The 22685-nt window shown below is 45.7% G+C and carries 18 protein-coding genes and 2 pseudogenes; 10 read left to right on the top strand and 10 right to left on the bottom strand.

Annotation, left to right across the window (positions count from 1 at the left end):
* Positions 1-351: 351 nt before the first annotated feature.
* Entirely contained in the window at positions 352-1167 is an 816-nt protein-coding gene (locus MIC7113_RS13785; protein ID WP_015182783.1) for a hypothetical protein, read from the bottom strand.
* Between the two features lie 94 nt (positions 1168-1261).
* Between MIC7113_RS13785 and MIC7113_RS13780 the strand changes: the two genes are divergently transcribed.
* Positions 1262-1702, top strand: coding sequence for a hypothetical protein (locus MIC7113_RS13780; RefSeq protein ID WP_015182782.1), 441 nt, complete (start codon positions 1262-1264; stop codon positions 1700-1702).
* Between the two features lie 175 nt (positions 1703-1877).
* On the opposite strand, the gene MIC7113_RS13775 is transcribed toward MIC7113_RS13780, so the two are convergent.
* Together MIC7113_RS13775 and MIC7113_RS36350 are read right to left on the bottom strand one after the other, a co-directional pair.
* Positions 1878-2909: a ribose-phosphate pyrophosphokinase gene (locus MIC7113_RS13775; protein WP_015182781.1), complete on the bottom strand. Its 1032-nt coding sequence runs from the start codon at positions 2907-2909 to the stop codon at positions 1878-1880.
* 544 nt (positions 2910-3453) lie between these two features.
* Entirely contained in the window at positions 3454-3591 is a 138-nt protein-coding gene (locus MIC7113_RS36350; protein ID WP_015182780.1) for a hypothetical protein, read from the bottom strand.
* A gap of 302 nt (positions 3592-3893) precedes the next feature.
* Here MIC7113_RS36350 and MIC7113_RS13770 point away from each other — a divergent pair, with 302 nt between their 5' ends.
* The 5 genes from MIC7113_RS13770 (at position 3894) to MIC7113_RS13750 (ending at position 9656) form a co-directional block, all read left to right on the top strand.
* Positions 3894-5933: a serine/threonine-protein kinase gene (locus tag MIC7113_RS13770; RefSeq protein ID WP_015182779.1), complete on the top strand. Its 2040-nt coding sequence runs from the start codon at positions 3894-3896 to the stop codon at positions 5931-5933.
* Between the two features lie 18 nt (positions 5934-5951).
* The gene (gene bioD / locus MIC7113_RS13765) at positions 5952-6632 is read left to right on the top strand and encodes a dethiobiotin synthase (protein ID WP_015182778.1); all 681 of its coding nucleotides are present in this window, start codon (positions 5952-5954) and stop codon (positions 6630-6632) included.
* Between the two features lie 55 nt (positions 6633-6687).
* Positions 6688-7929 carry a M20 metallopeptidase family protein gene (locus tag MIC7113_RS13760; protein ID WP_015182777.1) on the top strand — a complete coding sequence of 414 codons (1242 nt, stop codon included), beginning with the start codon at positions 6688-6690 and terminating at the stop codon, positions 7927-7929.
* A gap of 229 nt (positions 7930-8158) precedes the next feature.
* A complete protein-coding gene (locus MIC7113_RS13755; protein ID WP_015182776.1) occupies positions 8159-8788 on the top strand; it encodes a hypothetical protein in 630 nt (209 codons plus the stop codon).
* Positions 8789-8879: 91 nt separating this feature from the next.
* On the top strand, positions 8880-9656 hold the full coding sequence (locus MIC7113_RS13750; protein ID WP_041780810.1) for a Uma2 family endonuclease: 777 nt from the start codon (positions 8880-8882) through the stop codon (positions 9654-9656).
* Positions 9657-9815: 159 nt separating this feature from the next.
* On the opposite strand, the gene MIC7113_RS13745 is transcribed toward MIC7113_RS13750, so the two are convergent.
* Positions 9816-11927: a helix-turn-helix domain-containing protein gene (locus tag MIC7113_RS13745; RefSeq protein ID WP_015182774.1), complete on the bottom strand. Its 2112-nt coding sequence runs from the start codon at positions 11925-11927 to the stop codon at positions 9816-9818.
* 269 nt (positions 11928-12196) lie between these two features.
* Between MIC7113_RS13745 and MIC7113_RS13740 the strand changes: the two genes are divergently transcribed.
* Positions 12197-12934 carry a Uma2 family endonuclease gene (locus MIC7113_RS13740; RefSeq protein ID WP_015182773.1) on the top strand — a complete coding sequence of 246 codons (738 nt, stop codon included), beginning with the start codon at positions 12197-12199 and terminating at the stop codon, positions 12932-12934.
* A 13-nt stretch (positions 12935-12947) separates the two neighbouring features.
* On the opposite strand, the gene metH is transcribed toward MIC7113_RS13740, so the two are convergent.
* Entirely contained in the window at positions 12948-16520 is a 3573-nt protein-coding gene (metH, locus tag MIC7113_RS13735; protein ID WP_015182772.1) for a methionine synthase, read from the bottom strand.
* 93 nt (positions 16521-16613) lie between these two features.
* On the opposite strand from metH, the gene MIC7113_RS13730 reads away from it, so the two are divergent.
* Complete coding sequence (locus tag MIC7113_RS13730; protein ID WP_015182771.1) at positions 16614-17273, top strand: Uma2 family endonuclease; 660 nt, start codon at positions 16614-16616, stop codon at positions 17271-17273.
* 132 nt (positions 17274-17405) lie between these two features.
* Here MIC7113_RS13730 and MIC7113_RS38990 read toward each other — a convergent pair.
* The 3 genes and pseudogenes from MIC7113_RS38990 to MIC7113_RS37620 form a co-directional block, all read right to left on the bottom strand.
* Positions 17406-17538 (bottom strand): annotated as a pseudogene (locus MIC7113_RS38990) (element excision factor XisI family protein); the annotation flags it as partial.
* 11 nt (positions 17539-17549) lie between these two features.
* Positions 17550-17996: an HNH endonuclease gene (locus tag MIC7113_RS13725; RefSeq protein WP_015182770.1), complete on the bottom strand. Its 447-nt coding sequence runs from the start codon at positions 17994-17996 to the stop codon at positions 17550-17552.
* 269 nt (positions 17997-18265) lie between these two features.
* The gene (locus MIC7113_RS37620; protein ID WP_015182769.1) at positions 18266-18775 is read right to left on the bottom strand and encodes a hypothetical protein; all 510 of its coding nucleotides are present in this window, start codon (positions 18773-18775) and stop codon (positions 18266-18268) included.
* A 56-nt stretch (positions 18776-18831) separates the two neighbouring features.
* On the opposite strand from MIC7113_RS37620, the pseudogene MIC7113_RS13715 reads away from it, so the two are divergent.
* Positions 18832-19104 (top strand): annotated as a pseudogene (locus MIC7113_RS13715) (hypothetical protein); the annotation flags it as partial.
* 129 nt (positions 19105-19233) lie between these two features.
* Here MIC7113_RS13715 and MIC7113_RS13710 read toward each other — a convergent pair.
* Positions 19234-19902, bottom strand: coding sequence for a response regulator (locus MIC7113_RS13710; protein ID WP_015182768.1), 669 nt, complete (start codon positions 19900-19902; stop codon positions 19234-19236).
* A gap of 240 nt (positions 19903-20142) precedes the next feature.
* On the opposite strand from MIC7113_RS13710, the gene MIC7113_RS13705 reads away from it, so the two are divergent.
* Positions 20143-20508, top strand: a complete 366-nt coding sequence (locus MIC7113_RS13705; RefSeq protein WP_015182767.1) for a response regulator — start codon at positions 20143-20145, stop codon at positions 20506-20508.
* Positions 20509-21475: 967 nt separating this feature from the next.
* On the opposite strand, the gene MIC7113_RS13700 is transcribed toward MIC7113_RS13705, so the two are convergent.
* Positions 21476-22642: a quinone-dependent dihydroorotate dehydrogenase gene (locus tag MIC7113_RS13700; protein WP_015182765.1), complete on the bottom strand. Its 1167-nt coding sequence runs from the start codon at positions 22640-22642 to the stop codon at positions 21476-21478.
* Positions 22643-22685: the final 43 nt, after the last annotated feature.

The raw sequence follows: 22685 nt of genomic DNA, 5'->3' as shown, positions 1-22685 counted from the left end.
TCCCCAAGACTTAGCCCTTCCACTCCCGTTCAATTATCCTGTTTCGGCCAAAAAGCTGGCTAGGCTATCTTTAACTCCACTTACGTTGCGTTTGCCTCGATTGCCTCCACTAAATTATCTACTTGTGACAGTCAAAGGGCGGAATGTGGGATCAAAATTTCCAGACGTGTCTTTCAACCCACCCTATTAAGGGAGGGTTGACAAAACTTGACGGAACGACGAAACACCTTGTAGAAGTCGCGATCTTTCAACCCACTCTATTAAGGGAGGGTTGATGAAACCGCACCCACTGAAACCTGTATCTACACAAGCTGGAAAATACATAGCGGATCGTGATCGTACCACTGAGGTTCATTTCCGCCCCGACTGAAACGCTTCAATCTCTGCCTTTCCTTCAGGAAGGTCAGATCCGACGACATAAAAATCTTGCGGATAGATCCAGTGGCTGCCTAAAGGACCGTGAATTTGAATGCCGGTCATAACGGCATAATTAAATACCGAAGAATCCAGGATGTTTAAGAGGTTTTTGACATCATCAGAAATAATTCGAGAGGCCAATTTCGTAATTTCTATCAAATCGGGTTTGTCCCCATAGGTAAGGGTCGAAAGAATTTTCTGGCGGATAATTGTTTGTTCAATATCCTGCATATCCATTTCTAGTTTCAAGTGACCCGATGCCAGTTCTTGAACCACTGTTTCTAATGCTCCACAAGCATGAGAAGCTTTTTGAAGACCATCTCTATAGACTTTACCCATATCACCATGTCTAGAAATGGCAATGTGGGGCATAGCATAGAAGGCAAAGCGACGAATACCATCAACAATAGGGGTATGGTCTGTGGCGGCAGCTAACCCAGTTTTCCCCATCATGACGAACCCAGCTAAACTACAACAATTAAAGGTTTTCCCCCAGTATCGAATCACTTCAGTGAATAGGGGTTCAGCGATTTCATCTCGACAAATAGCGATCATTCCCATCGTGTTCTCGTCACAAAAACCGTAGGCACTCAAACTTTGGAAAGTTTTTCTCATGTACTTGGTCATGGGTAATGCCCCTGGAAAGTGCGTAGAAAGTGTTTGATGAAATGCTGGAAACACGTTAGGGTCATATCCATTGAGCAATTGCGGGATAGTTTCACCAAGCTGATTGACAGAACCCTGAGTCATCTCCTACATCCTCCTAACTAGCTTGCGAAACTGTTGTTGACTAGCTTAACGTCACCCATCCTTGAGGATTCGAGCAATACTATCAAAGATAGCCATGAGAGCTGAGCAACCACCAGTAGGTGAGGCGATGCTACTCGAAGCGGCGAGTGTTCTGGCTAAGTTACACATGAATTGTGCGATCGCAAAGGCATGGCGGGATTGGTGTCGTCGTGAGTTGCGTCAAGTTGCCAAGAACAATACGAATACTCAGTGGTGGAAAGAGGAGAAACTAGAGGGCATTGGGCCGCTTTCTTTGCAGGGTGTACCGGAGGAAATCAAAGCGGGTTTGCGTCGGTGTAAGCAAAAGCTGATGGAGGCGAATTGGCGATCGCGCCAGTTGGGGTGTGGTGAGAGGCGAGTCGCTTTAGTCTGTTGCTATAACTGGACGAAGTCTTTAAAGTCTGAGCTAGAAGTGGAGTTAGAAAAAGCTGTTAGAGAGAATCAGACGCAGATACAAAAACAACTCCCGCCATCTGATCAGAAGCAGGGACGTTGAATTGCGTTAATGCTCTAATACGCTTTTTTCCCCCACAGGCTGGAAACCTGGGGCTACACAAAACATAGTCCTCACTAAATCTCCGGGCTTACTCGGGCTAAAGAAAAAGGAGTAATACCAACCGGAGTTGGTATTACAGGCTTCTGCGGAGAATTCTTTCAGGAGATTTACTCCATTAACGGAACATACTACTTACAGAGCTGTCCTCATGAATACGCCAAATGGTTTCGCCCAGCAAGTTAGCCACCGAAAGCACCGTTAATTGTGCAAAGCGCTTTTCTTCCGAAACGGGAATTGTATTCGTCACAATGATTTCTTCAAATATCCCACTCGAAAGGCGCTCGATAGCTGGAGGCGAAAAAACGGCATGAGTGGCACAGGCGTAGACTTGGCGTGCACCCTCCTCCCGCAGTATTCTCGCTCCCTCACAAATGGTGCCAGCGGTATCAATCATGTCGTCTACCAAAACGGCGGTTTTGCCTTCGACATCCCCGATGACATTCATCACTTCCGCTACATTGTGCGCCTGCCGACGCTTGTCAATAATCGCCAGGGGAGCATCATTTAGCTTTTTGGCAAATGCCCTAGCTCTAGCCACACCACCCACATCGGGTGAAACAACCACGATGTCAGAGAGTCGTTTACTTGCCAGATAGTCTAGCAATACAGGTGAGCCGTAGACATGGTCAAAGGGAATGTCAAAGTAGCCTTGAATTTGGGCAGAGTGCAAATCCATGGCTAAAACGCGACTGGCACCTGCCTCCGTAATCAAGTTAGCAACCAGCTTCGCCGTAATCGACTCGCGCCCAGCCGTTTTGCGGTCTGCTCTGGCATAACCATAGTAAGGAATTACGGCAGTAATTTGCCGCGCTGATGCCCGACGGCAGGCATCAACCATAATCAGCAATTCCATCAGGTGAGCGTTTACTGGTTGGCACGTTGGCTGAATCAGGTAAACATCACAACCCCGAATGGATTCCTGAATTTGAATATATAACTCTCCATCTGCAAATTGTTTGCGAACCATCGGTCCCAAATCCATCCCCAGATAGCGAGCCACTTCTTGTGCCAGTGGAATATTCGCAGAACCTGAAAACAGTCGGAGACGATTATTGTCCGCAATTGGCGGCAGCATGGGCTGAAGCGTTAAAGTTGCAGAACGGCTCACAGCAAACCCTCGAAGCTCATTTGATTGCAATCTTATCATTCCCAGTTATAAACACTTGTAAGATTTTTTAAAAAAGTTGTACGGATGAGAAGGATAGCCATTCATTGAGATAGATGAAAGCTAATTAATCAGCACAAAGAAATAAACTTTATATTTTTTACATAAATACAGCTTGTAAAAACGGAGGAAGTGAGCATTGCGCCATGATCCCATGGTGATTACCAACAGGTAAAAATCCATTTGGCGGCATAGCCTAGCCCCCAATAAAACAGGTTCTGCCTACTCCTTTTCACTGACTTGGACTCCAACCTAAACAAGTCCTGAGTTAGATTTTTGCTTAGTCAATGGAAATAGAAAATATTAGGGAAAATTCAGCATCTAATCTACCGAAATTTAGACATGAAAAATCGAACCTACTACAAGTCGTAGGTAAAATACCAGAATAGCCATTAGTTTCTAGATTAGGTTGGTCTAGAAAAGCTGATGGCTAGCTAAGCCAAGTTTTTTGAGTCGTGAGTCGCAAACTAGTCTTTCGACACACAGACGAGTGTAGTTAGTTTTTAGGCAGCTTTATAGTGTATCACTACATTTCACGTTTGGGTAGTTGTTGTCCAGCCAGAAGCATAGACCGCTCTGGCAAGCGCTGTTCTAGGTTCAATTTTTTCGCGGCAAAAGCGAGGCGCTTCGAGACGATGCCCGCCTTTTGTGAGTGATCATCCATCTGTCTTTTGGCTTCAGGTCTTTCTCATATTGATTAGAGATTTGATTAGAAAAATCAAAACTTCACTCAAAAGGAATATGCCCTTATGGGGTAAAAATGTCTAACTGACCAAAAATAAATTCTTTCTTTATTATCTTTTAATGGAATAATGAAGAAAATTTCTGATAAATATCTTACTGGCGAGTTGCTTTCATTCACGGTACCCTAAGTAAAGTGAAGACAGCTAGCTGATGCACGGAAAGCAAAACCAACTTGCCGTTAGGCGTCCTTCCTCTTTCTGATCAAAACGGGTAAATACGCTCATGGAACCACCGATTCCCTCAGGAACTATTCTGCAAAATCGTTACCACTTGCTCAGTGTTCTGGGTCAAGGCGGATTTGGTCGGACTTACCTAGCAGAAGACCAAGGGCGCTTTAATGAACGTTGCGCCCTCAAGGAATTAATTCCTCCTGAGACAGGAGCGTATGAACTAGAGAAGTCGAAGGAACTGTTCCAAAGAGAGGCAGAATCTCTCTATAAAATTAACCACCCACAAGTTCCCCAGTTCCGAGCCAACTTTGAGCAGGACGGACGGCTGTTTTTGGTGCAGGACTATGTGGAGGGGAAAACCTATCGCGAACTGCTCAACGATCGCAAAGCCCAGACCTATATTCAAAGTACCAATCCGAGCGGGGGAAGCCCAGAGCCTAGCACTGGCGTCTTCTCAGAAGCCGAGATTCGGCAGTTATTAATTCAATTAGTGCCCGTGTTGGATCACGTCCACAGCAAAGGCATTATTCACCGAGACATTACGCCGGACAATATTATTCGACGCAACTCGGACGGTTTGCCGGTGCTGATCGACTTCGGTGTGGTTAAGGAACTGGCAACCCGAATTTTCACCTCCGTCGCCTCCGCCCCAATCACAACTGTGGGCAAAGTCGGATATGCACCCAGTGAACAAATCCAGACGGGTCGGGCTTATCCTAGCAGTGACCTGTATTCTTTAGCCGCTACAGCCGTGGTATTGCTAACCGGCAAAGAGCCACAAGCCCTATTTGATGATAATCAACTCACTTGGAGCTGGCGGCGATGGGCGAATGTGAGTGATGAATTAGCCAGCGTTTTGAACCGGATGCTAAGTTATAGACCGGGCGATCGCTACCAATCGGCAACGGAAGTGATGCAAGCACTTCAATCCCCCACACCCCAATCACCTGTTTCTCCCCCACCTCCTCAACGACCCGATCCCAACCTCTCACAAGTCGCCACCATGGCGGTGGGACGTCCTCCCGCCGGGGGTGCGGGTGCCAGAACGCCACAACGAGGCAATCCCTCAATCCCTGATCCCAACCGAAACACAATCTGGGATAATCCCATGGCTGTGCTGGGGATTGGCATTACGCTGGCATTGTTAGCAGGATTAGGTTCTTGGGCGCTTTTCAGTTCTCTGAGAAATCAAGGCGACCCTCAAGCCACTTTAACGCCCACCGAGCCGATTGGCGACGAGTTACCCACTCCCCTCGTTATAGAAACATTACCGCCGACACCCATCGAAACACTCTCACCGATACCGACAACAACACTCTCACCAATACCGGCAACACCACTCTCACCCGTACCAACAACACCAACGCCGACTTCCTTTAGTCGAAACCTGAACGTGCCCGTCGGTAAAACGATTACCACAGAAGGGGCTTTAAACGCCAATACAACCGTTAACTACATTATCAAGGGTGAACAAGACCAACGACTGACCGCACGGATTCCGGAAGAAGGAGTCTTGATGACGATACTCGGACCCAATGGAAAGCCAGTGGGTAACCGGGCGACACGGGTGAAGGATTGGGAAGGAACGCTTCCTTTTACAGGAAATTACACCATTCAACTGCGACCCGTCCAAGGTGTGGCGGATAGGGATTACACCCTAGCGCTGACTTTGGCACCGTCACCCTCAGCCTCACCCTCACCGTCACCCTCACCCTCGCCTTCAGCTAAATACGACTCAGAAACAGTCAAGGTGCCAGCAGGTAAAAGTGTGGATGTTTCAGGTAAAACTAGCCCACAACTGATCAAGCGGTATGTGGTGACCGTTCCACAAGGTCAGGCGCTTACGGTGAAGCCTGTAGAAGCTGACGTGAGAATCAATGTTCAATATCCCGATGGAACCGTTCAGCAAAATGCCGCCGGGATCAATTTTGTCCGGCCTGGTCAGTATAGAGTGGATGTGATCGCTGGAAATGAGGCAAGCTTTAAGCTCAATCTCAGTCTTCAGAATGTGGCTCCAACACCGACTCCAACACCGACTCCATCACCGACTCCAACACCAACACCAACTCCAACTCCCACCACGACTCCCTAAAGCAAACTTGATTGACCTTTGAACGCACTACTAATTACTGGCACCGATACGGGAGCAGGAAAAACAGTTTTGACCTGTGCCCTAGTGGCTTATTGGCAGACTTACCGTCCTCAAGAGAGTTTGGGGGTATTCAAACCCATTCAAACGGGGGAAGGAGATTGTGAGTTGTATCAACAGCTTTTTAACCTCAACCAATCCCCAGAAGAAATGACGCCCTTGCGCTTTCAGACACCCGTAGCACCCCCGGTAGCGGCAGAACGGGAAGGACGTACCGTTGACCTCGGTTTAGTGTGGCAGGCGTTTAGTCGCTTGCAGCAGCAGCGTCAGTGGGTGCTGGTGGAAGCCCTCGGCGGACTGGGTTCACCCATCACTCACGAACTCACAGTGGCGGATTTGGCAAGGGATTGGCGGTTACCGGTTGTATTAGTTGTGTCGGTGAAACTCGGTGCGATCGCGCAAGCCGTTGCCAATGTTGCCTTAGCACGCTCGTGTGGGGTTCAGCTTCAAGGCATTGTTCTCAATTGTGTCCAGCCCTGTTCACAGGAGGACATCGCCAATTGGACACCGATTGACTTGATTAAGTCTTTGACCAACGTCCCAGTTTTGGGGATTTTACCTTATTTGACTGACCCCACTGACCTCTCGAAGCTGGCTCAAGTGGCTTCAAGTTTAGACTTGGAGTTGTTAATGCCAAGCTAGAAGCAACACTTACCCCATAGTTGCTTACCCACGTTACTATTAAGCGCGGCAAAACATGGTTTCTACATTCCCCCATCCCCATTCGGTCGATTTCTCTCAGATTAGACTCGCGATTCGCTCATTGCAGCCTCAACTCGTCGAATGGCGCAGACATCTGCATCAGCGTCCCGAATTAGGCTTTAAAGAACAGCTAACGGCGGCATTTATCTCACAGAAGTTGCAGGAATGGGGATTTGAGCAGACACTTAACTCCTCAGTACCGCTTCGTTATCAAACCGGGATTGCCAAAACCGGGATTGTTGCCACAATTTCCAGTAATCGCCCTGGCCCTGTGCTTGGCATTCGGGCGGATATGGATGCCCTACCGATTCAAGAAGCAAATGACGTGCCTTACCGATCGCAGCATGACGGGATCATGCACGCTTGTGGTCATGATGGACATACCGCGATCGCTCTGGGTACTGCTTATTATCTCGCCCACCACCGGGAAGATTTCACTGGGACTGTAAAAATCATCTTCCAACCCGCAGAGGAAGGGCCAGGGGGTGCCAAACCGATGATAGAAGAGGGCGTCTTAAAAAATCCCGATGTTCAAGCCATGATTGGTTTGCATCTGTGGAACAATTTGCCCTTGGGTACCGTGGGTGTACGCAGTGGTGCATTAATGGCAGCCGTAGAAGGCTTTGATTGCACTATTTTTGGCAAAGGGGGACACGGTGCGATGCCCCATCAAACCGTTGACTCCATCGTCGTCAGTGCCCAAATTGTGAATGCTTTACAGACTATTGTCGCTCGGAATGTTGACCCGATTGATTCAGCCGTGGTTACAGTGGGCACACTTCATTCGGGTACAGCACGCAATGTGATTGCCGACACGGCTAAAATGAGTGGTACGGTTAGGTATTTTAACCCGAAACTAGAAGGGTATTTTTCCCAAAGAATTGAACAAGTCATTGCTGGTATTTGCCAGAGTCAGGGCGCTCTTTACGAGTTTAATTATGTACAGCTTTATCCACCCGTAATTAATGATGTCCAAATGGCTGAACTTGTTCGGTCAGTGGCATCCGATGTTGTGGAAACTCCAGCCGGAGTTGTTCCAGAATGTCAGACCATGGGGGGAGAAGATATGTCATTTTTCCTTAAGGAAGTGCCTGGTTGCTATTTCTTCTTGGGGTCAGCCAACCCTAGCCGGGATTTAGCTTATCCCCATCATCATCCCCGATTCGATTTTGATGAAACAGCTTTATTGATGGGTACAGAAATCTTTGTTCGCTGTGTAGAAAAGTTTTGTCGTTGAGGCAGAAAACCTAGGGTAACTGTTTCCTTGCTTATGAATCATGGTTTACATTAGTTTATAATCCTTGGTAATCCTGTACACTTGAGCCAGTATTTCTCAGGAGAGAGAAGCCTACTCTTCCTACTGATAGACGTATTGCATCGACTTCCGCTCTAAATTTAATGTCACGGAGTTATTAGCAGAAAAAACGCTTAGCGGATTAGCAAGCAAGGGAAGGGAGTAGTAGGCTATGACATACACCAATCGACCGGGAGATAATTTGATAACTGAACCTCCCGTTGTGAATCAAGTAGTAGAATATCATGACCGTGTACGGTGGGGACCGATTATTTCAGGTCTTGTGGTTGCTTTAGCCACTCAACTTATTTTGAGTGCTTTAGGTGCTGCGATTGGAGCCAGTTTTTTATCCGGTTCAGGGGCACCGAGATCCAATGCACCAGGCGTTGGCACGGGCGTAGGAATTTGGTCAATTATTAGTTTGTTAATTGCCTTATTTATCGGCAGTTGGGTTGCCGCCCGTGCCAGTGGGCCAATGAACCGCAATACAGCGCTTCTCAATGGTGCAATTCTTTGGGCAACGACTCTAGCACTTGGCTCTTGGTTATTAGCCAGTGGGGTGACGGGAGCTTTTGGAATCGCAGCATCCAATGCTGGGGAAGTTGTCAATCAGGTTCAACAGGGTGGCGTTAATCTACCCGACAATCCGCCGAATGTAACAGCTCAGCAAACGCGTAATATTGCTGGAGATGCTGCGAAGGGATTGTGGTCTTTTGTGATTGGTTCGTTACTGGGTTTAGCTGCATCGATGGGAGGAGCCTCAGTGGGAACTCGGAGTCCTCGTGTGTATCGAGAACGATAATTTTTCTGTTGATTGTTACCTCCTCTTTGAGCACCTTAGCCAAGGTGCTTTTTTGTATGATGAAGTTGACAGCGCTACCCTGTTGGGCATGATGTATCAAACCGACCCTCCTCTTGACCCGAAAAAAGTTTTGCCCACAATGTACGATCTTCCTAGCGAAGACCCAGAGGAACCCGGTTTGCCTGACGAATACCATCTACTACAGCCCCAACTGCTGGGATACACCTTCTGTCCTGCAAACTATCCAGAAGGCGAAATCTTTGTTGCCAGCGATTTAAATCTTTACTACAACGTTCGCCATCCTCTTTGGTATAAACGCCCCGACTGGTTTGCAGTTTTAGGCGTATCTAGGTTGTATGAGCAACGGGAACTACGCTTAAGCTATGTGGTTTGGCAAGAAGGGGTTAATCCTTTCGTCGTCGTCGAACTGCTATCACCGGGAACTGAAAAAGAAGATTTAGGACAAGCTTTGCGGGAAGTTAATCAACCCCCGACGAAATGGGAAGTTTACGAGCGCATTTTGCGGGTTCCCTTTTACATTGTGTTTGACCGTTATAGCGATCAGTTGAGGGCGTTTCAGTTAGTCGGTAGTAGCTATTCAGAATTAGAACTGAGTGAACCGCGAGTGTGGATGAATGACATTCAACTAGGTTTGGGATTGTGGCAAGGTGTTTATCAGGGAATTGATCGCGTCTGGTTGCGTTGGTATGATGCTGCTGGTAACTGGATTCTGACTCCTGAAGAACGAGAACGACAACGAGCTGAGCAAGAAAGTCAACAGCTTGAGCGAGAAAGACGACGGGTAGAAAGATTAACAGAACAATTGCGATCGCTTGGCGTTGAACCTGATTTGGATGATGAGGTTTAGGGGTATGAGGGGAAGATGCGATCGCTTTAACCTTCAATTTAATAGAGAGAAACGGGGAAAAGCGATTGCACGTAAACATAACGTCCCTACGATTCAATGGGTTCAATCTAGCCAAGCCTAATTACCCTAATTTAGGTTAACTCCTTAATTCACATTTTTTTAGTCCCCTTCTGTACCTTTATCCGTGAGCTTTTCTAGTTGTGCCAACACTTTTTCTTGCCATGCTTCTTCGATGCGGTTCTTTAAAAAGTTGTGTAAGTGCTGTTGCTCAGGATTTTTAAACCACGGTCTAAGCTTCCAGATGACCTGTTCTCGAAATCCTGCACCTTCAAGAGCCGCACATTCTGCCCAGATATAAGATTTTACCAGTGTGGGTCGAAAAATTTGTTCACCAATTTGTTCTGCATATTTCAAGAATTCTTCGTGCCATACCTCCCAATTTGCTAAGATTTCACTCAAAAAATTGTACGCAGGTTCTAGCTTAGGTTTATGGTTCATATTTTTGACCAATTCTTTCAATCCGTAGAAAGCAGGACGAGTAGCACTCCAAGCATTCGACCTAGCTTTATTGCCGAGATGTAAATAGACATCGAACTTGTGCCAAGTTCCGTTACGGCGCATGGTTGCTCGTATGGTACTTGCAGGCGTCTTCTCCATCTGTTCTATTAGGCTCGTATATACATTCCACAAGGGCAGTGGTTTGTTTCGGTAATCCTTGAGAAAAATCTTCAAGGACTCGCTGACCTCTTTGTAAGCATCCCGTGCATTTTGTTCCTTTTGATTTTTAATCAAGACGTTGATCGCCTCGACTGTGCTTGACAATTGCTTAACATAGCTATCTCGTAAGTTATCCAGTTTCTTGATTAGCTCATTAGCTATCTTCGCGGGGTTGTCTTCTTCGGATTTGGCGTTAAAAAAGATAATAGGTATATCAATTCCTTCTATACTTTGTAGTAACGGTTGTAGTTTAGTCTGCACTTCTTCACGTTTCAGATTATATGCCTCGTCTGTTGAATTTACTGGGTCGCCAGCATAATTCATCATATTGTCTGCTTCATCATTCTGCGGAAGAGCGAGAATGAGAACACGCTCTTTTAATGTCTTTTTTGCACCGTTCTTAATCAGGTTTTCTAAGAGATCATATATCTCTCGGTCCGGTGCATCTTTGAACCGGGAACACAATACAGTAAGGGTACGCTGATCGTTTAGGTAGCCTAATAGATCACGTCGGATTGCCGTTTTATCTATACCTTGTGTGTCAATAATCTCTAACTCATAGTCAGAGAACTGAAAGACGTTATCCGGAACGATAACATCGATCCGCTGTGGTACAGAAAATTCTTTGTGACGACCATAATTTATAAGCTTAAAGGTTTCTTTAAGCCATTCGATGCCAGTCTGATTAGATGTTTTATCGTACTCAATTTCCTCTCGCGTCCTTTCAGGGAGCTTTAGCAGTTCTAAAAACTTTAAGGGGAGAGTATCTGCATTGTCACACTGTTTAATCAGCTCTGCTAAACTCTCCGGTTGCAACCCTGCCATATTTAGTAGTAGGCGCTGCATTTCTTCAGAGACTACTTCTAACTGATTTTCCTGATTTCCCTTATCGATATTTCTCTTAGCCGCGCAGAAGTCCTCAACTAACTTGTGTATTTCATCTTTAGATTTAAGCTTCACCCGTATCCCGAACTTCGCTCCAGGTCGGATGCAAACTTCGCACACTGTTGTCCTGCCACTTCCTACGGCAAGAATGCTTTGGCGTAGAAAGTTTTTTTCCTGGGGCATTATAAGCCCTGTGAGTTTGCAAACTGCTGTTGTCTTACCAACACCAACGGAACCCACGTAGGCGATCGAGTGTTTGAGAGAAGTCAAATATTCTGCCTCTTCCCGAACCCTCTTGTCATACATCTGAGCTTGAGCTTTGAGTAAATCAGGTGCATCGTTAGAGATTAATTGGTTTAGCTCTCGCAGAGAAGTCTCTGCCTTCCACAACTCGTCGCGCTGCGGATTCCTGAATGAGGGACGCTTCAAAATTTCCCAAGGCTTCAAGAACGCGAGATAATCCCGTGCCTCATCCGTATCAATAGCACTCAAATATCCCTCAATCTCCTCGTTAGTGGGGATGAGTTTCCCCTTCTCAATGCGTGAGACATGGCTTTGAGCTACGTTGAGGCTTTCAGCTATATCCGCTTGCTTCTTTTTCGCTGCCTTTCTCAATTCAGCCAGAGTCTTCCCAATGTCGCCCGAAACATCATATATGCTGATATTCATGTTAGTTTATAGCATTTATGTTTGACAATAAATGCTACTTTAGCATATTTGCTAAAATATATTAGTTATTTATGCATATATTCACCAAGAATGGCTGACCTGTTCTCAGGTAACGAAAACAGCCTGACAGAGCAATTAGTGTAGTAAGGAATGCCAACAGGTGAGCGCACTTTGAGGCAATCTGCTGCGATCGCAATAGGTCGAGTCGAGTGTGGCGATTCATATGATCGCTAAAATATAGCAACGACCCAAAGCGGAGATACAGCAGCATGGTACAACAATTGCCAACTGATACCGCACCAGCCATCATCTACCCTGATAGCGACGGTCAACCAATGGCAGATAACACAAAACAATTTCGCTGGATTGTCGTTATTAAGGAAAATTTAGAACTGTTATTCGCCGCTAACCCTGAAGTATTTGTCGCAGGTGATTTACTTTGGTATCCCGTAGAAGGAGATAACAAGCTTCGCCAAGCACCGGATGCAATGGTTGTCTTTGGTAGACCAAAAGGAGACAGGGGTTCCTACAAGCAATGGGAAGAAGATCATATTCCGCCACAAGTAGTATTTGAAATCTTATCCCCCGGCAATCGCCTCAAAGCAATGGCTCAGAAATTCCAATTCTACAAACGCTATGGCGTAGAAGAATACTATGTTTACGACCCAGATAGCGTGGAGTTAATAGGCTGGCTGCGTTCTGGAGAGGAATTAGAGGTAATTGAGGAAATGAACGGTTGGGTGAGTCCCCGTCTGGAGATAAGGTTTCAGCTAACATCTGACAACCTAGAAATTTTTGGACCCTCAGGAGAACGCTTCCTGTCCTTTGTTGAACTAGCTCAACAGAGGGAACAGGAACGCCAACGCGCTGAACAAGAATACCAACGTGCCGAACAGGAACGCCAACGAGCAGATGAAGCGCTGACTCAGTTGGAACAGGAAAGACAGCGCTATCAAGCCTTAGAGGCGCTCCTGCGAGAACGCGGGATTGACCCAAATCAGTTGTGAAGTCCAGCACTCCTCAAGCGCTGAAATATTTCGCTACTGGGTGATGTGCAATAATCGCCGTTGTCGATTGTTCCGGATATAGTTGCTCGCTTTCATCCATATATAGATTAATGCGATCGCTTCCCAACAACTCCAACTGTTTATACTGGTCTTGTAGATTTGGACAAGCCGGATAGCCAAAACTATACCGGGAACCTCGATAGCGCTGAGCCAAAATATCCCGAATATTATTCGGTTCCTCACTGCCAAAACCCAACTCCCGACGAATTCGAGCGTGCGTCCATTCCGCCACCGCCTCCGCCGTCTGCACCGCTAACCCGTGGAAATACAAATAATCCGTGTACTGATTGGAGTCAAACAACTTCTTCGCATATTCTGTCGCCACCTCCCCAACCGTCACCGCCTGCATCGGGAACACATCCACCACCCCAGACTCCTTCGGCGCATAAAAATCAGCAAGGCACAGACGCCGTAAAGAACGCTGCCGAGGAAAATCAAACCTCACCACCTCCTCTCTCCTCTCTAAACTTTCTGTGTCCTCTTGCCTGGAGTGGTTCGTTCCTTCCGGATTGTAGATATGTAGTGAATTCCCCTCAGATTGACAAGGAAAATAACCATAAATCACCTGAGGATGCAACAACTTCTCCTCAACAATACGCTGCTTCCAATCCTCTAGAAGTGGATAAACCTTCTCTTGCAAAAACGCATCATACTCTTCCCGTGATTGTTCCTTCGGCTTCCGGAACTGCCACTGTCCAGCAATCAACGCTTGCAAATCCAGATACCCAAAGATCTCCTCCAATGGGATATCCTCTGCTTGCAATATCCGAGTTCCCCAGAAGGGAGGCGTGGGACGTTCAATATCAATTGCAACGGCTTCTGAACGTTGGGTATCTATAACTACTGGTTCAGTCAAATCTTTGGCTTCCTTCGCTTCAGTTACAGATTCTTTATGACCATTGGTTGTTGCCGTTGCAATTTCGTCTATTTCATCCAAAAATCCTTTTAAATCATCCCACTTACTAGCCGCTTTCGCAGGCATCAATTTATCCATGAAGTGGAGGTCAGAAAAGGCATCTTTGCCATAAACAACCTTCCCTTTATAGGTATTTTGGCAATCATCATGGACAAATTTAGGAGTCAGCGCCGCTCCCCCTAAAATCACGGGTACGGTGATGCCCCGTTCATTGAATTTTTCCAAATTCTCTTTCATGAAAGCCGTGGATTTCACCAGCAATCCACTCATGGCAATGCAGTCTGCTTTGTGCTGTTCGTAGGCATCAATAATGTTATCGACAGGTTGCTTAATTCCCAAATTAATCACCTGGTAGCCGTTGTTAGAAAGGATGATATCAACTAAGTTTTTCCCAATGTCGTGAACATCCCCTTTAACAGTGGCAATAATCACTTTCCCTTTGGCATTATTGCCCGTATCGGCTTTGTCCAGGAATGGCTCTAAATAAGCCACTGCGGCTTTCATGGTTTCGGCTGATTGCAACACAAAAGGAAGCTGCATTTGCCCAGAACCGAAGAGTTCCCCAACCACTTTCATCCCATCTAATAAGAACGTATTAATGATTTCCAGGGGGGGATACTTTTCTAACGCTTTGGCTAACTGTTCTTCCAAACCAATGCGTTCACCATCAATAATATGGCGCTTGAGACGTTCTTCAACCGGTAAGCTTTCATCTTGGGAGCGATCGCGCTTTGTGGTCTTCCCTTCAAACAGTGTGGTAAGCTCTGCCAAGGGGTCATAAACGCAGACATTCCCCTCAAATTGCCGTTCATCATAAATTAGTTTCCGGCAGACTTCCTGATGTTCGGGTTCAATTTTTGCCAAAGGTAAAATCTTATTCGGGCTGACAATCGCGGCATCCATCCCTGCTGCCATCGCTTCGTGCAGAAACATGGAATTGAGTACCACCCGCGCCGCTGGGTTCAATCCGAAGGAGATATTAGAAACGCCCAGCATCATGTGACATCCTGGCAACTCTTCCCGGATGCGGCGAATGGCTTCAATCGTGGCTTTACCATTGGCTCTATCTTCTTCGATACCAGTAGAAATGGGTAAAGCGAGGGTATCAAAGAAGATTTCGTAGGGGGGAATGCCATATTCTACCGCTTGGCGATAGGCGCGTTGTGCGATCGCAAACTTCTTGTCTGCTGCCCGTGCCATCCCTTCTTCATCAATGGTGCCAATCACAACACCCGCACCGTACTTCTTCGCTAACTCCAGCACCTGGAAGAAACGTTCTTCCCCATCCTCATAGTTCGTGGAGTTCAGCAAACACTTACCCCCCGCAACCTTTAGTCCCGCCTCCATCTTTTGCCATTCTGTGGAGTCCAACATCAGGGGGAGTGTCACATTGGTTACCAAACGCGACACCAATTCGTGCATATCCCGCTCACCGTCACGCCCCACATAATCCACGTTGACATCGAGGACATGGGCACCTTCCCGGACTTGCGCCTTGGCTAAAGACACCAATCCATCCCAGTCTTCAGCAATTAACAACTCGCGGCACTTCTTAGAACCACTGGGATTAATGCGCTCACCCACAATTAGGAACGAGTTATCCTGCTCATAAGGTTGAGCACTGTAAATTGATGCTGCCGATGGCTCAAACTCAGGATGTCGCTCTTTCGGCTTCAGGGTTTTGCCAATTTCTGCTAATTGTTGAATATGGTCGGGGCGCGTACCACAACAGCCGCCAATCACTTGCACACCCATGTCTTCTACAAAATGCATCAACGCCATCCGCAGTTCCATCGGCGTCAGCTTGTAGTGGGCGTGTCCCCCGACGTTTTCCGGTAGTCCAGCATTGGGAATACAGGAGACAACAAAGGGCGAATGTTCACATAAGAACTTAATATGCTCCTGCATTCGGTCTGGCCCTGTGGCACAGTTCAGGCCAAGAATATCAATGGGATAACGCTCTAAAATCGTGAGTGCGGCACCAATTTCTGACCCTAGCAACATGGTACCTTGGACTTCCATTGTCACGGATACCATCAACGGCAATCGTGCACCTTTTTCTTGGAAGACTTGTTCAATCCCATTCAGCGCTGCCTTAATTTGCAGCACATCCTGACAGGTTTCTACAATCAACAAGTCAGCACCACCGTCATACAGTCCCCTGGCTTGTTCGGCAAAGGAGGCTTGCAGGGTGTCGAAGTCAATATGCCCCAGCGTCGGCAGTTTGGTGGTTGGCCCGATTGAACCGGCAACAAAACGGGGTTTCTCTGGTGTGGAGTATTCAGCCGCTACGCGCTTTGCCAGTTCGGCTGCTGTCTTATTCAAACTATACGCTTGGTCTGCCAGGTCATACTCGGCGAGTACAATCGACGCACCGCCAAAGGTATCCGTCTCAATCACATCCGCTCCAGCTTCCAGAAAGCCTCGATGCACTTTCTCCACCGCTTCGGGTTTGGTGACAACGAGGTACTCGTTACAGCCTTCGTAGTGCGCCCCCCCAAAGTCTTCAGCCGTGAGGTTTTGTGTTTGCAGAGAACTTCCCATTGCGCCATCGAAGACGATGACAGGACGTTCCGGGCTATGGAGGCGAGTCAGGAAGGGGCTGTTCATAGACGGCTTCTAAATAGGGATTTGAGATAGGCTGTGGATGATTAGCTTAATCTATATTTGCAAAAATTATAGAGGTTGGGAGCATAAAAGACGATGAACGCACAAACAGCAACTCCATCTACTTTTCCCCAAGCGTCAGTTCCCGCAGAAGCAAGAGTCGTTTTGAGAGGTGTCAGTTGGCAAACCTTCAAGGCATTAATGGCGGATATCGGAGAAGACCGCTCTTGTAGAATTGCCTATGACCAGGGAATGTTAGAAATTATGGTTCCATACGAACAACACGAAGAACCCAAAATATTGATAGCGGAGTTTGTTACAGCTACTGCGGATGAGCTAGAAATCGAGATTAGACAGTTGGGTTCCTTGACTCTGGAACGGGAAGACTTAACTCGTGCTGTAGAACCTGATACTTGTTTCTATATTCAGAATGAATCGCAAGTTAGAGGTAAAGAAATTAAGTTACCCAATGTTCCACCACCCGATTTAGTTGTGGAGTCAGACTATACCCATTCTTCTTTAAATAAATTCAATATTTATGCCGCACTGGGGGTTCCTGAACTTTGGAGATATAGCAAGCAGAGTTTACAGGTTTATCAATTGGTAGATGGAGAATACCAGCCAACGGATAAAAGTTTAGCTTTTCCCTTCATCCCTATTGCAGAAATCCCAGGCTTTATTGAACAAAGTAAAACGATTGGGCAGAGAGCATCTGTACGGTTATTTCGGGCAAGACTTAGAGAGGTTCTGCCCTAAGTCAAGAATTTTTTCCATTTGGGAACCTCCAAATGATTTTTTGCTCTGCCCAGACTGGATATTATTCTTTAATGCTTTCATTTTGAGAGGATAGTGTCAAGATGCGATCGCTCTATTCTTGTTTTCCTGCAATCAAGCTACGGCAAAGCCTGTATGCTGATGCACTTTGGGATGGCGAAAACCAAGTATTATATATATCTTCTTTGGAAACGCCTGCTTCTAGTAAATCGGTAGCAACCCCCTCCTCAGTGTCATCATAAACCCAGCCTATGGCGATTAGCGATCGCGCTGGAGTAATTGGCTAGGACGTGCAGCCTTCACATCAAGATAAAGCTCCGGATGGTGAACGAACATATAGTGTTCATACTCGTACCAATGCATCTCACCCTTTTCTTTGTTACATAATTGGCAAATTACCCATAAATTTTTGAATTCCATTGACAACCAGGGATACTGTGAGCGAGGTAGCTTGTGATCAATCGTTCTACCACCCTTTTCAGAATATTTCTCTCCACAGATTGGACAGTGCCAGTCTGAATTATCTCTCACCCAATCTTTACTTTCCTGGGTCGTTCCACACTCACCATCGCCATTGACATACCGCCAATAATCATATTTTTTATAATTTTCAAAATCTTGTTGAGTTAGTTTGTGATATTGCTTGTTACCAATTTGATTCGCAAGCTGAAATAATTCCTTAAGTCCTTTATCTTCAAGATTCATAGTATCCCTCATAAAAGTTTTAGGTCAATATGATTTTCTATTACTTTTTCTCCCAGAGGAATGATTGGTTTTCTTACTGAAATCAATAACTTCAATCTCTGTATTAGGAAAATGTCTATCGATTTCTTCGGCAATATCATTGACTTCTTTAGATAATTTATGATTAAACTCTTCTATCTCTTGAGTGGAGATTTTTCACGTCAATAGCCAGCCTGAGTTTGATGGCGTCAACGTAATTTTTCAAATCTTTATTATCTTTTTTAAGTTCTTCATTTAAAAAGCAAAGCTTGAATTTCTAATTTGATAGCGTCAACTATATTTTTAAAATTTTTATTATCTTTTTCAAGTTCTTCTTTTACTTTAACTGATTCCAATTTATCTTTTTCAAGTTGCTCATTTACTCGGAGTAATTCATTATTCTGCAAGGCTATAGAGTTGACTTGAGTCTCTAAATCAGTCTTTCTCAAAAGCAAAGCTTGAATCTCTGATTCATATTTCTCTTTTGCCAGTTTCAGAGACTCTTCGTATTGATTAATTTGGATACCATATTCCTCATCCTTTCGCTCAATTTCTTTGGTTTTCTTCGTTACCATACCTTTCTGGGCGGCTTGAAGACGCTGACGCTGAATTAGTTCAGTCCCAGCAAACGACGAAATGGTTCTACGAATGGCAAGTTCGCCTGGATTAGTACTAAAATCAATTCCTGCCAAAGCTCGCTTAGCGTCTGCTTCTGTCCATCCTTCATCCTTAAGGAGCTTAATAGCCTGTGACTTATTCACGGGTACATATCGAAGATTACTAATACTTTTGGATCATAACTAGCCTTATAAGTAGCGTCGAAGCGCCTGTAATTGTTATCGTTGAAGCCAAAAAACAAAATCTCAAGGGAGGTTGGGGACAGTGCATCGCCGAAATGGTTGCTGCCCAACGATTCAACGCCGCCAAAGAGCAACCCATCTCCACTATTTACGGAAGTGTGACTAGTGGGAATTTGTGGACATTCCTCAAGCTAGAAGCACAAACTGTAACTATTGATCTAACCGAGTATCTGATTCCTCCTGTAGAAGAATTGCTGGGAATTCTGGTGTGGTTGGCTAAAGAAGTATAGAAATGCTATGCCAACTGTTCTACAAACATTCCATTCCATTAACGGAAGGGAATAATCTTACTCCCCTCCCCGTTGCGGGGAGGGGCTGGGGGAGGGGTCACACCCCTGACGAACACTCCAGTTCTGTATCTAGCTTCCGACAATCTGAGTCTTACTGGTCAAATCTGATAAATGAGAGTGAGCGAAAATGGCGACTTGAATGCGATCGCGCAAATTCAGGCGACTCAAAATATTTGTAATATGATTTTTTACAGTCTTTTCAGAAATGTAAAGCACTTCTGCAATTTCCCGGTTATTCGCGCCAGTGGCTATTAACCGCACAATTTCCTGTTCTCTAGGAGTCAATTTATTCCATTCCACCGAGGAACTCGCCGTCGGTGCAGGAATTTGAGCCATAATTTTCTTACCCAGTCCCGGCCCTAAATGAGTGTAGCCTCTATAGACCGCTTTAATCGCCAAAGCTAACTCTTCCGGTGGTGTATTCTTCAGCAAATAGCCGGCGGCACCGTATCTAAGTGCTAGGGCGACATATTCATCATCATCATCAACGCTTAAAACTAGCACTTTTGTCTGTTCAAAGCGTTGGCAAATTTCCCTCGTCGCTGCCACACCATCCATGACAGGCATCTGAATATCCATCAGCACAACATCAGGATGCAGCATTTCTACCTGACGAATGGCTGCTTCTCCCTCCGAAGCTTCTCCCACTACTTGCATTGCATCCTCATTCGCCAATAATAACTTCAATGCTTGGCGAATCAGAGGTTGGTCATCTACGATCAAAACGCGAATTGTCATGGGAAATGGTTATAGCCTTGGATAAGGGAAACACTAAAATTCCGCTCCTAATTTGTGCAGACTGGAGTGAGAAAATTCATTTTTTTCTTAACCCTATCTGTTTCTAGCAAGCAATACAAGAACTAAGCGTCCTATTTTAATCTAGGACTTAAGACCTAGATGAATTTGGGACTCTCACCTCATGTCAGATTACTCATGTCAGCTCTACGATTAATACATAGAGTATAAATTAATTGTATCATGAGTAAAATTTTAGTTGTAGAAGACAGCCGTACACAACGTTACATGGTTACCAACATTTTGACGGCAAGTCAGTTTACAGTAACCGCCGCCAAGGATGGAATTGAAGCTTTAGAACAAATTGGTCAGGCTTGCCCTGATGTCGTTGTCTTAGATGTTCTGATGCCTCATCTCAATGGCTACGAAGTTTGCCGTCGCCTCAAATCTAACCCAGCTACCAAGAATATCCCTGTAATTATGTGTTCTTTAAAATGTACCAATGCTGACCGCTATTGGGCTTTTAAGCAAGGTGCAGATGCTTACGTGGGCAAGCCTTTCCAACCTAAAGAGTTGATTGAAACTGTTCAACAGTTGTTAAAATCGTAAGGAATTGAAGGTTGAGAAGATGGCTGCTTCTACACTTGCTTGTTCCAGCTTGAAAGACTTTCCCTAAAAGTTGAGCTTCACGAAGAATGTGATTGCAAGCTCAGATTCTATTCAGGAATAAAGATTGGCGTTGGCAGGCTTCCTGTAATAAGTCTTTGGTCAGAAGTTGCAGAAATTCCAAGGTATCAAGATTAAACTCAAAGGGTATCCGAATTTGGGAGTTTAGACTTACGATTTTATCCTTCTAGCACACCCTATACATACAAATATTATTCTCATGAGAATAGTCTAAACTCCGGGAGATAGGATTAGAATCCCAAAAATTTCTTGAGAGTTTTTTCAATTTCCTCCTTAGTGGGTTGAGGTTGTGATTCTGGTTGTTGAGGTTCAGGGTTTGCTAAAGGTTTAGAACTACCCAAGAAATCCTTTATGTTTGGTTGTCTACTCATTAGATATCCTTTCCTAACTGGGAGAATATACTTCTCTCATTGTTAGAATTTGCGCGATGTTGAGTTGTGAGTTGAATCTATTTTTGAAGTGATTCAGCTCACAAAGCAAGGGATTTAATCGATTCTTTATTCAATTGTAGAAATGCTTCATGAGTTCTTTATGAAACTAACCCACTTATAATAGATTAAGCTTATTCTATCACTCTGATTAGAGAATATTTTAGAAATCAACATAGGCAAATATTCTCTGCCAAAATTATATCAGAGGGATGATTCAGAGCTACTCGAACAGGAAAGCGATCGCGCGTCTAGAAGATCGACTGGGCAAGTACGCCCTAAATATCCAGAATCACCATCGCAGTCCAACCGTCATCCGTTTTTTCCAAAATGCCTAGCCTACTGCAAGAGGGCAGTTCGCGTAGCGTTCTCCGTAGGAGTAGGCAAGAGAGAATAAAGCCTGTACAGTCAGCTTTTTAAGCTTTTTCAACTGGATACTTATTTCCGCCACGCCCTACTACCTACTTAGCCTTAAATCCTGCCAAACCGACAGCTTGAGAAATCGAAGTTAATCCCCGTTCCTCTACCTTGTCCACTAATCCCTGCAAAATCCGCCGTATCATCCAAGGGCCTTCATAAATCCAGCCGGTGTAAACCTGAATCAGACTAGCACCCGCCGTAATTTTCTCCCAAGCATCCTCTGCTGTAAAAATGCCCCCAACCCCAATAATCGGTAATTGCCCTTGAGTTTGCTGGTAGATGAAGCGAATTACCTCCGTAGAACGTTGCCGCACGGGCGCACCACTAATCCCACCCGCTTCTTCTGTGACCGGTTTACCCGTTGCCTCAATTCTCTGAGTTTTGAGTCCATCCCGACGAATGGTCGTATTGGTGGCAACAATCCCCGCTAACTGATAAGTTTGAGCCAATTGGATCACATCGGCGATCGCATCCCACTCCAAATCTGGAGCAATCTTGACTAAAATCGGCTTTTGTGCATTATTTTCCTGTTGCAGTGTCTCCAAGATCACCCGCAGTTGAGCCGAATCTTGGAGCGATCGCAATCCCGGTGTATTGGGAGAACTCACATTCACCACAAAGTAATCCCCCAAATCCTGGAGTTGGCGAAAACTTCCCAAATAGTCAGCCGCCGCCGCTTCCAGGGGTGTTACCTTAGATTTACCCAGATTAATCCCCAACGGAATAATGGAGTGAGAACGTTGAGGGTTATGCTCTAAACTTTCAACTTTCCCCGCCGCCAATCGTTGTGCCAAAGCCTCAGCACCCTGATTATTAAATCCCATACGATTGAGGACAGCTTTATCTTGGAGCAAACGAAACAACCGGGGACGAGGGTTTCCAGGTTGTGCGTGCAGTGTGACAGTGCCCAGTTCAGCAAAACCAAAACCCAAGTGACCCCATAGCCGAGCCGCCATGCCATCCTTATCAAACCCAGCCGCCAAACCGAGGGGATTGGGGAAGTTCAGCCCCCATAACGTTTGCTCCATCGCGGCATGTTTCAGACAATAAGTTTGCTGCAATCGCGATTGCACCCATTGACTGGGTGGGCGATCGCTATTTTGCTCAAACCAACTTAAAATCCGGAACGTCTGGTGATGCAACCATTCTGGGTCTGCCTTCAAAACAGAGAACAAAATGGGACGAATACTAGATTGATAAATATCCATAACAGCAACCGTAAATTAAATAAAAGTGAGCGACCCGTTTGAT

This window comes from Allocoleopsis franciscana PCC 7113 (genome assembly GCF_000317515.1).
Lineage (GTDB): Bacteria > Cyanobacteriota > Cyanobacteriia > Cyanobacteriales > Coleofasciculaceae > Allocoleopsis > Allocoleopsis franciscana.
Note: the sequence above shows the minus strand (reverse complement) of the source record. Positions and strands in the feature narration are given on the sequence as shown.

What these genes read in the sequence shown, in the direction of transcription:
- MIC7113_RS36350 (WP_015182780.1), bottom strand. Translation starts at nt 3,591, where the DNA reads ATGGATGATCACTCACAAAAGGCGGGCATCGTCTCGAAGCGCCTCGCT.
- MIC7113_RS13710 (WP_015182768.1), bottom strand. Translation starts at nt 19,902, where the DNA reads ATGACAATTCGCGTTTTGATCGTAGATGACCAACCTCTGATTCGCCAA.
- MIC7113_RS13755 (WP_015182776.1), top strand. Translation starts at nt 8,159, where the DNA reads ATGACATACACCAATCGACCGGGAGATAATTTGATAACTGAACCTCCC.
- MIC7113_RS13785 (WP_015182783.1), bottom strand. Translation starts at nt 1,167, where the DNA reads ATGACTCAGGGTTCTGTCAATCAGCTTGGTGAAACTATCCCGCAATTG.
- MIC7113_RS13775 (WP_015182781.1), bottom strand. Translation starts at nt 2,909, where the DNA reads ATGATAAGATTGCAATCAAATGAGCTTCGAGGGTTTGCTGTGAGCCGT.
- MIC7113_RS13760 (WP_015182777.1), top strand. Translation starts at nt 6,688, where the DNA reads ATGGTTTCTACATTCCCCCATCCCCATTCGGTCGATTTCTCTCAGATT.
- MIC7113_RS13740 (WP_015182773.1), top strand. Translation starts at nt 12,197, where the DNA reads ATGGTACAACAATTGCCAACTGATACCGCACCAGCCATCATCTACCCT.
- MIC7113_RS13725 (WP_015182770.1), bottom strand. Translation starts at nt 17,996, where the DNA reads ATGAATCTTGAAGATAAAGGACTTAAGGAATTATTTCAGCTTGCGAAT.
- MIC7113_RS13750 (WP_041780810.1), top strand. Translation starts at nt 8,880, where the DNA reads ATGTATCAAACCGACCCTCCTCTTGACCCGAAAAAAGTTTTGCCCACA.
- MIC7113_RS13730 (WP_015182771.1), top strand. Translation starts at nt 16,614, where the DNA reads ATGAACGCACAAACAGCAACTCCATCTACTTTTCCCCAAGCGTCAGTT.
- MIC7113_RS13700 (WP_015182765.1), bottom strand. Translation starts at nt 22,642, where the DNA reads ATGGATATTTATCAATCTAGTATTCGTCCCATTTTGTTCTCTGTTTTG.
- MIC7113_RS13705 (WP_015182767.1), top strand. Translation starts at nt 20,143, where the DNA reads ATGAGTAAAATTTTAGTTGTAGAAGACAGCCGTACACAACGTTACATG.
- metH (WP_015182772.1), bottom strand. Translation starts at nt 16,520, where the DNA reads ATGAACAGCCCCTTCCTGACTCGCCTCCATAGCCCGGAACGTCCTGTC.
- MIC7113_RS13770 (WP_015182779.1), top strand. Translation starts at nt 3,894, where the DNA reads ATGGAACCACCGATTCCCTCAGGAACTATTCTGCAAAATCGTTACCAC.
- MIC7113_RS13745 (WP_015182774.1), bottom strand. Translation starts at nt 11,927, where the DNA reads ATGAATATCAGCATATATGATGTTTCGGGCGACATTGGGAAGACTCTG.
- MIC7113_RS13780 (WP_015182782.1), top strand. Translation starts at nt 1,262, where the DNA reads ATGAGAGCTGAGCAACCACCAGTAGGTGAGGCGATGCTACTCGAAGCG.